Source organism: Actinokineospora enzanensis DSM 44649 (assembly GCF_000374445.1).
Taxonomy (GTDB): Bacteria; Actinomycetota; Actinomycetes; order Mycobacteriales; family Pseudonocardiaceae; genus Actinokineospora; species Actinokineospora enzanensis.
Window position 1 is genome coordinate 1 of record NZ_KB894484.1, and the last position, 1636, is coordinate 1636.

Annotated in this window: 1 protein-coding gene and 1 pseudogene; both read left to right on the forward strand. The window is 62.1% G+C overall.

The genetic code is table 11. The annotated features are described in order from the left end of the window. Positions 1 to 433: 433 nt before the first annotated feature. Positions 434 to 826: a hypothetical protein gene (locus tag C503_RS0137000; RefSeq protein WP_156893798.1), complete on the forward strand. Its 393-nt coding sequence runs from the start codon at positions 434 to 436 to the stop codon at positions 824 to 826. A 323-nt stretch (positions 827 to 1149) separates the two neighbouring features. Further along, positions 1150 to 1636, forward strand: a pseudogene (locus C503_RS42815) (transposase family protein); the annotation flags it as partial.

Genomic DNA, 1636 nt, shown 5'->3' on the forward strand with positions numbered 1-1636 from the left:
CGCCGAATACGAAACCCTCTACTACACCCAGAACAAATCTGCTACAGTCACCAAGACGTTAGTAACCTGATCTCCAAGCACCCCGGTGCGGTTCAAACCTCCTCTGCGATCTGACGCTTGGTCCTGACGGTTCGCGGCGCGCGGAAGGTGTCGCAGCCGCACGCGGCGACAGGGTATCTCCGCAGGAGCAAAGGATGGTCAACGAGTTCGGTGATCGCAACGGATGCTACTCCTGCGGAGCCAGGACATCCGGCTACGCTGATGGACATTGGACCGGAGATCACAACCCTGCGAACAAGATCGCCCCGAAGGGTCCTTGGACGATCTACCCTCACTGTTCGACATGCTCCCCAACACAAGGAGGAATCATCAGCGGCCTCGTTCAGCAGAGGTATGACTTCCCATCTCTGAACCCTCGCACATAGGTGGATGCATGAAGCTCTTCGCGGCCTGTACCGCACAATTTGCACATGGTCTCGTCATCGCCAGCGCCCCGGAAAGTACCGACACGCATGACGACTGGACTCCGGGGAGTCAAGCGGTGCATGCCGGGCCCGATTCCCTGTACATCTTGGTCCGGCAGGCTGCCAGCGGTCTCGCGACAGTACAGTGCGTACAAGGCCCTTACCTCCCAGAGAACAAGGTGCTCATGTACACTGGGCAGCTCATATTACCCGCCGCTTCGCTCGTAATTGCAGATCCGAACGAAACGGTACGCCTGGTCATACCGGTCCCCAATATCGAGAATCAGGTCGAGATCTACGGAGACGGCTCCAGAGAGCCTGACGAGGTGACCATCGTACTAAGCGGTGACGAGTCCTGGTGAGTCAGGCGCTGCCGCGGGAGCGTCGAGGTTAACGAGAATGGGCGGTTCGTCACGATGCGTCGTGACGAACCGCCCATTACGGGATGGGGTGGGTCGGAGACACTGACTTTGGAATAGCCCCGGCTTAGACCTTGAGGCACATTCACGGCAGCCTCTGGCGCGCACACTGAGGCTTTTTCATCCTGGTCTGGATGTCTTGACGTGCGGGACTTGCTGTTGATCACGGGTTGGCGGGCCCTTGGCGTGTCCTCGACCGGACATGGTGAAGCCCCTGGTAGCAGAACTCTCGACCAAGATCGTCCTGTAGCACCCAGGGGCTTCAGATGCTGTTCCACCGTGCCGCTCTGCCGTTGCCACATCGGAGCCTGACCTTCGTGTCCGGCCTGATCCGGACCCATCGCAGAGAGCTGGGCCCGGTCTGGCGCAAGCTCAGCCCGGGCGAGCAGGCCCTGCTCGTGCTGGTGTATCTGGCAAAGGCGAACCGTTTGCCGAGGTCGGCGCCGGGTTCGGTGTCTCGACCACGACCTGCAGGCGCTACGTCGGCGACACTGTGGAGCTGCTCGCCCGACCGGCCCCGACACTGCGGGCGGCGTTGCGAACGGCGAGACGCCGGGGCATGGCCTACGTGGTCATCGACGGGACCCTGATCCCGATCGACCGCATCGCCGCCGATCGGCCGTTCCACTCCGGCAAACACACGATGCACGGGGTGAATCTGCACGTCGTCGCCTCACCGGACGGGGCGATCCTGTGCGTGTCCGGCGACCTGCCCGGCAGCACGCACGACACCGCCGCCGCCCGGATCCGCAA

Bases quoted from the DNA above. Each gene is read 5' to 3' on its own strand.
- C503_RS0137000 (WP_156893798.1), top strand. From the start codon at position 434: ATGAAGCTCTTCGCGGCCTGTACCGCACAATTTGCACATGGTCTCGTC.